Source organism: Succinimonas sp. (assembly GCF_045225735.1).
Lineage (GTDB): Bacteria > Pseudomonadota > Gammaproteobacteria > Enterobacterales > Succinivibrionaceae > Succinimonas.
The window spans coordinates 1-6777 of the sequence record NZ_JBGVBR010000079.1 but is presented as its reverse complement, the minus strand read 5'-3'; the positions used below and the strand labels follow the sequence as shown (position 1 = coordinate 6777).

At 54.7% G+C, this 6777-nt stretch carries 5 protein-coding genes; 4 read left to right on the top strand and 1 reads right to left on the bottom strand.

Going from position 1 to position 6777, the window contains the following annotated elements:
• Positions 1-735: outer membrane protein assembly factor BamD (locus tag ACJROR_RS02830; protein WP_406545768.1), on the bottom strand; the 735-nt coding region annotated here is incomplete at its 3' end.
• Positions 736-971: 236 nt separating this feature from the next.
• Between ACJROR_RS02830 and rluD the strand changes: the two genes are divergently transcribed.
• The 4 genes from rluD to ACJROR_RS02810 all read left to right on the top strand — a co-directional run bounded on the left by rluD (position 972) and on the right by ACJROR_RS02810 (position 6446).
• On the top strand, positions 972-1958 hold the full coding sequence (gene rluD / locus ACJROR_RS02825) for a 23S rRNA pseudouridine(1911/1915/1917) synthase RluD (protein ID WP_406545767.1): 987 nt from the start codon (positions 972-974) through the stop codon (positions 1956-1958).
• The gene (gene pgeF, locus ACJROR_RS02820; protein WP_406545766.1) at positions 1958-2731 is read left to right on the top strand and encodes a peptidoglycan editing factor PgeF; all 774 of its coding nucleotides are present in this window, start codon (positions 1958-1960) and stop codon (positions 2729-2731) included. The genes rluD and pgeF overlap by 1 nt, the downstream gene beginning before the upstream one ends.
• A gap of 237 nt (positions 2732-2968) precedes the next feature.
• Positions 2969-5545 (top strand): ATP-dependent chaperone ClpB, encoded by a 2577-nt coding sequence (clpB, locus tag ACJROR_RS02815; RefSeq protein WP_406545765.1) that lies wholly within the window; start codon positions 2969-2971, stop codon positions 5543-5545.
• A 202-nt stretch (positions 5546-5747) separates the two neighbouring features.
• Positions 5748-6446, top strand: coding sequence for a hypothetical protein (locus ACJROR_RS02810; protein ID WP_406545764.1), 699 nt, complete (start codon positions 5748-5750; stop codon positions 6444-6446).
• Positions 6447-6777 lie beyond the last annotated feature (331 nt).

Here is a 6777-nt window from a genome sequence, read left to right as displayed (position 1 = left end):
CAGGGTCAGAGCATCTTCGAGGGTTTCCGTGTCCCGGAAGTTTTTCAGAATGTACTGGCATCTCCTGGCGCTGGAGAGATAAGCTCCCTTCCGGTAGTAAAAGTCGGCCACGGCGTATTCGTGCCGGGCCATGGTATCTCTGATGTATACCATGCGGGCGTAGGCATCGGCCGCATAAAGGCTTTTCGGGAACTTGGCGATTAACAGCCGGAAATCCCGGAAGGCCTGCTCCAGATTGCTGATGTCCCGGTCATAGGTGTCGATGAAAAGGAGGTTCAGCATGCGGTTGGTGGCCTTCTGCATGTTTGTCAGGCCCCGCATGTACAGCACGTAGTCGATATTGGGATCCTGCGGGTTCAGCCGCAGAAACTTGTCAATTTCCGCCATGGCCAGTTCATTTTCCCGATCCTTGTAGTAGGTGTAGATGAGATCCATCTGCACCTGATGGGCGTAGGGGCCGAAGGGATAACGGCTGTCGATGGCCTCAAGATAATCCTTGGCCTGACTGTAGTTTTCCTCTGCCAGGGATTCGTACGCTTTCATGTAAAGCTCTTCCGGCTCCTTGTCTGGAACAACGTCCTTGTTAACCGATGAACATGCCGCAAGCCACAGCGCAGTCAGCGGGAGCATGCCGTATTTGATAAATTTGCCAAACATGTGAACCTCGTGGTGTCTCCGGGAGCAGGCAGTCCTGCAGGGAGGCGCCTTCTGTGACGCATCCTTGCCGATGAACATGCTTCCTTCCGGGGTAATGATACACAAAATGCCGGAGTTTTGCACCTTTGACGCGGTTCGGAGATGAAAGATTAAACCGTGAGCCTTGTTTTGCTTTTTAAGCGGCGCCGGTATAATGTACGGAAACTGCCGGGGTAAATGCACGGGCATCAGACTCTGTCCTGAGTATTATTATGCCGGCATGGCTGCCTGGCGGAGGCCGGAGCGAGGACGGCGGAGCGCGGAGGAAGACGGAAATGGCGCAGACTATAGAGCTTTCAGATGAGATCACCGAGGAGCTTCACGGGGAACGGCTGGACAAAGCGCTGGCCCTGATGTTTCCCGATTATTCCCGAAGCCAGCTTAAGAACTGGATCGAGCAGGGACTGGTAACCGTGGATGAAGTTCCGGTAAAGACGCCCCGGACTACGGTAATGGCCGGACAGGAGGTTATTGTCTCCGCAGCGGTTTCGGACAATGATTATTTTCAGGCGGAGGATATTCCCATTAAGGTGATTTTCGAGGATGAGCACCTCATGATCATCGACAAGCCCGCCGGACTTACGGTGCATCCCGGAGCCGGCTGTCCCGGCGGCACTCTCATGAACGGGATTCTGTTTCGTTATCCTGAAAGCGCCGAACTCCCCCGGGCCGGCATTGTGCACCGCCTGGACAAGGATACCTCCGGTCTCATGGTGGTGGCCAAAACCATCGCGGCGGTGCATCGCCTGGTGAAGATGATTTCCCGTCATGATGTGGTGCGGGAATACGAGGCGGTGGTCAGCGGACATATGACTGCCGGAGGCACGGTGGACGAGCCCATCGGCAGAAGCGCGCAGAACCGGATCATGATGGCGGTGAAGCCCGAAGGCCTGGGCAAGGAAGCGGTAACCCACTACCGGATCATGGAAAAATTCCGGGCCCATACCAGGCTCAGACTCAGGCTGGAAACCGGAAGAACCCATCAGATCAGAGTGCATATGGCCCATATCAGGCATCCTCTGGTAGGGGATCCCCTCTATGCCGGAAAAAGATCCCGGCAGATTCCCGGAGCCTCGGAGGAGTTTACCAGATATATAAGCACCTTCCCGAGACAGGCTCTTCATGCGGTGATTCTGGAGTTTTTGCATCCCTTTACCGGTGAACAGATGTCATTTTCATCGGAAATACCCGAGGATATGGTGCAACTTCTGGAGGCCCTGAGGAAGGATACCGCCGATCATCCGGAGGATATTGTCTGGTGATGACGCACGATGAAAACGGATACCCCGCAGAGCTTCCTCCGGTGATCCCGGTTTTTCAGGATATTCCCGGCATCCGGGCCTTTTTTACCATGAGAACCGGCGGGGTGAGCCAGGCTCCCTGGCGCAGTCTCAATCTGGGGGATCATGTGGGCGATACCCCGGAGCATGTCCGGGAGAACAGAAGAAGAGTTAAGGCGCTGCTTCCCGGAGGCGCGGAGATCTTCTGGATGCATCAGACTCATTCAGTTAAAGCGCAGGAGATTACCGGGGATTCATCCGCTGCCGCGCCCCAGGAGGCTGATGCGGAATATACCAGACTCCCCGAAAGGGCTCTTGCGGTCATGACGGCGGATTGTCTCCCGGTGCTTCTGGCGGCGAAAAACGCTTCCTTTGCGGCAGCGGTTCACTGCGGCTGGCGGGGGCTTCAGGGGGGCATTCTGGAAAATACCCTGATCGCGGCTTCCCATACCGGCCCTCTCGCAGCGGTCATCGGCCCCGGCATTCGCCGAACCTCCTTTCAAATCGGTCCCGAGGTAAGAGAACTCTTTCTGGAACGCTATCCGGACACAGCGGAGTATTTTGTTCCGGATAATTCCTGCCCCGGCAAGCTCCTGGCAGACCTTCCCGGCATTGCCGCTCATATTCTCCGGAAATGCGGAGTTACTGATATCCGGGATACCGGATACGACACCTTTGCGGATGGGGAGCGCTTTTTTTCCTACAGGAGAGACGGGGTTACGGGGCGGATGGCCGGCATCATTATGAGAACCTGATTCCCCGGGGCGGCCTGTGCCGCAGGGCATTTTTCCTGCGGTTTCTTAGCTGGCTTTAATTCCTCATTTTTTTATTCTCCTTACTCCTTCTTCTTTGCCCCTTTTATCGTTTTCTTTATTTTTCCCATCTCTGCCCCCGGAATTTTCGCCGTAAAAAAAACTGTGCCATTACTTGAATTTTTGTCTAAAAGCCTTACTTATTAATCAGAAGATTAAGGTTTTGCGAGGTAAGTGATTATGAGACAGGACAGATTAACGAATCAGTTTCAGCAAGCTCTTTCGGATGCTCAGTCACTGGTGATTGGCAATGACCAGCAGATGATCGAGCCCTTGCATATTATGAGCGCTCTTTTGAATCAGGAGGGCGGCACCACCGCCCCCCTGATGACTCTGGCCGGAGCCGACCCCAAGGCTGTTGATATTCTCCTAAACGAGAAGATCAAGTCCCTTCCCACGGTGCGGGGCGCCGGCGGGGACATTCAGCTGTCAAACTCCTCCGTCAAGGTGCTGAATGTCTGTGACCGGCTGGCGCAGAAAGCCAATGACGGCTACATTTCCACGGAATTTTTTGTGAAGGCGGCCTTTGATAATGACTACGACGTGCAGACCATTCTTAAGAAATGCAATGTTACCGCCGCTCGCATTGACGAGGCCATAGAGAAGATTCGCGGCGGCGAGAATGTTAATTCCGCCGAATCCGAAAGCACCCGTCAGGCTCTGAGCAAATATACGGTGGATGTTACCGCTCTGGCGGAAAAGGGCAAGCTGGATCCGGTTATCGGCCGCGATGACGAGATCCGCCGCACCATGCAGGTGCTCCAGAGAAGAACCAAGAACAATCCGGTGCTTATCGGCGAGCCGGGCGTGGGCAAGACGGCAATTTGCGAAGGCCTGGCCCAGCGCATCGTCAAGGGCGAGGTGCCTGAGGGCCTTAAGAAGAAAAGAGTGCTGTCTCTGGACATGGGCGCTCTTCTGGCGGGAGCCAAGTACCGCGGCGACTTTGAGGAACGGCTGAAGTCAGTGCTTAACGCTTTGGAAAAGGAGAGCGGCAACATTATCCTCTTTATCGATGAGCTGCATACCCTGGTGGGAGCCGGAAAGGCCGAGGGATCCATGGATGCCGGAAATATGCTGAAGCCGGCACTGGCCCGGGGCGCTTTGCATTGCATGGGCGCCACCACTCTGGACGAGTACCGCAAGTATATCGAGAAGGATGCCGCTCTGGAAAGACGGTTCCAGAAGGTGTTTGTAGGCGAGCCCTCCGTGGAGAACACCATTGCCATTCTGCGGGGACTTAAGGAAAAGTACGAGCTCCATCATCACGTGCAGATTACCGATCCGGCCATTGTGGCGGCTGCAACGCTGTCAAATCGCTACATTACTGACCGGCAGCTTCCCGACAAAGCCATTGACCTTATTGACGAAGCTGCCGCCAGCATCAGGCTGCAGATGGATTCCAAGCCGGAGCCTCTGGATGTCCTGGAGCATAAGCTGATTCAGCTTAAAATGGAGCGTCAGGCAGTCTCCCGGGAGTCTGACGAGGCCAGCAAGAAGCGCCTTCAGGCCATTGACGATGACATTGCCGCCAAGGAGGAGGAGCTCAATAAGCTCGCCGGTATCTGGAAGGCGGAAAAGGCCGGACTTACCGGGGTGCAGCATCTCAAGGAGGAGCTGGATTCTGCCCGCTATCAGTATGAGGTGGCCATGCGCAATGTCCGCTATGATGATGCGTCCAAGCTGAGATATGAGACCATTCCCAATCTGGAGAGACAGATTGCCGAGAGCGAGAAGATCAAGCAGGACGGCGGCCCCAAGCTTCTTCGGAACAAGGTTTCGGAAAATGAAATCGCCGAGGTGGTGTCCCGTGCTACCGGCATTCCGGTCTCCAAGATGCTGGAGGGCGAAAGACAGAAGCTGTTGCATATGGAGGAAAATCTCCATCAGCGGGTTATCGGACAGGAGGAGGCCGTCAATGCCATAGCCAATGCTATCAGGAGAAGCCGCGCCGGGCTCGGGGATCCCCAGAGACCCATAGGATCCTTCCTGTTTATGGGGCCTACCGGTGTCGGCAAGACCGAGCTTTGCAAGGCTCTGGCGGAATTCATGTTCGATACGGTCAATGCCATGGTGCGCATCGATATGAGCGAATTCATGGAAAAGCACAGCGTATCCCGTCTGGTGGGAGCTCCTCCGGGATATGTGGGCTATGACGAGGGCGGCTATCTTACCGAGGCGGTGCGGCGGAGACCCTACAGCGTGATTCTTCTTGATGAAATCGAGAAGGCTCATCCGGATATTTTCAATATCCTGCTGCAGGTGCTGGACGACGGCAGACTGACAGACGGCCAGGGACGCACGGTGGACTTTAAGAATACCGTGATCATCATGACCTCCAATTTGGGATCTGATATTATTCAGGAAGAAACGGGGCATAAGGAGTACGCTGAAATAAAGGCGGATCTTATGGAGCTTTTGCAGACCCGTTTCAAGCCGGAATTTCTGAATCGTATTGATGAGACGGTGGTATTCCATCCTCTCGGCAAGGAGCATATCAAGAATATCGCCCGGATTCAGCTGGATGTTCTCATAAAGAGACTGGCTCAGAACGGCTGTGAAATCAGGTTCCCGGATCATCTTCTGGACAGAATCGCCGATATCGGATACGACCCGGTATTCGGAGCCCGGCCGCTCAGAAGAGCTATTCAGACCTATATTGAGAACCCGCTGGCCGAGGCGGTGCTCAAGGGCGAACTGGCTTCAGACAGAGAGGTCAGCGTGGATCTTGATGACAACGCCAAACTGGTTTTAAGCTAATCAGCCAAACGGTGTCACGGCGGCATCCGTGACAAATGCAGAAATCCTTCCGTTATCAGGCGGAGGGATTTTTTATGCTGCCGCGGAGTTTGCCGGAAGAGGAACAAGGGGTTTGGGGCAGGAAATACAAAAGACAGGTACAGCTATGCAAAATAAAGGAATTAACAGGGGACACAGAACTGGCATGAGAAAAGGAGCAAGCATGAGAGGAGGCGCCGTCATAAGAGCGGCTTTGGCGTTTTCCGGCCTTGTTCTCGGGTGCGGCGCGGAGGCCGGTCTTGCAGATTTCAATGTCGGGGCGGCTTACTGGGCGGCGGACAGCGAGATGACTTCTGATACCGGGGGATCCTGGCACACCGGGCGCGCAGCCTATGGGGTGGCGCCGGGAGGTCTTTATGTCTGGGGAGAGGCCCAGCATGCCGTTCCCGTGCTTCCGAATATCAGGCTCAGAGGCACGCTGTACCACGACACCGCAGGGGGCATGCGCTCAAAGCAGAATCACCTGGATGTTATCGGTTACTGGAATGCGATTGATCTCACACCGGTTTCACTGAGACTGGGCATCGGCGCCAAGGCCGGGGACATGAGTTACCGGAAGGCCGGCGAGCGGATTTCCTTCACCCATGTCAAGCCCTTTGTTTACGGCCGTTTGTTCCTGGAGGCGCCGGGAACCGGACTTTCCTTCGGCGGTGAGGGCGAGTTTATGACGCTGCCTCATAACCATCAGAAGCTGTTTGACGGTCTTCTGGGGGCGGACTGGAATTTCGGGGGCACGCTGGTTTCCGGAGGCGCCGTGGCGGGTTACCGTTATCTGTATCTCCGGGAGGATTATTCCGGAAGCCTTACTGCGGCAACCCGGATCCGGGGGCCCTATGCCGGACTTTATCTGTCATTCCTCTGACGCTGCAAAGACCGAACAGGGCGACGGCAAATTCTGAAATGAATCAACGCGCGGAAAAAGCTGCGATTCCGGGGGCTGGAGCAGGACACATAGGCCAATGTGAGCCGGATTCGGAGGATTGCAGCTTAAAAGACAAAAAAATATTAATTTCTGTCAAAGCCTTGTGCTATAAGCTCTGAATGGCGTTTTACCGAGGACGGTCACGAGAAGATTCAAAAAAAATTCAAAAAAAGTGTTGACGGGTTTCAAAAAAACTCTAAAATACGCATTCGCTGACAGGGTAAAGCTCAGCGAAGTTCTTTAACAAACAGCTTAGACAATCTGTGTGGGC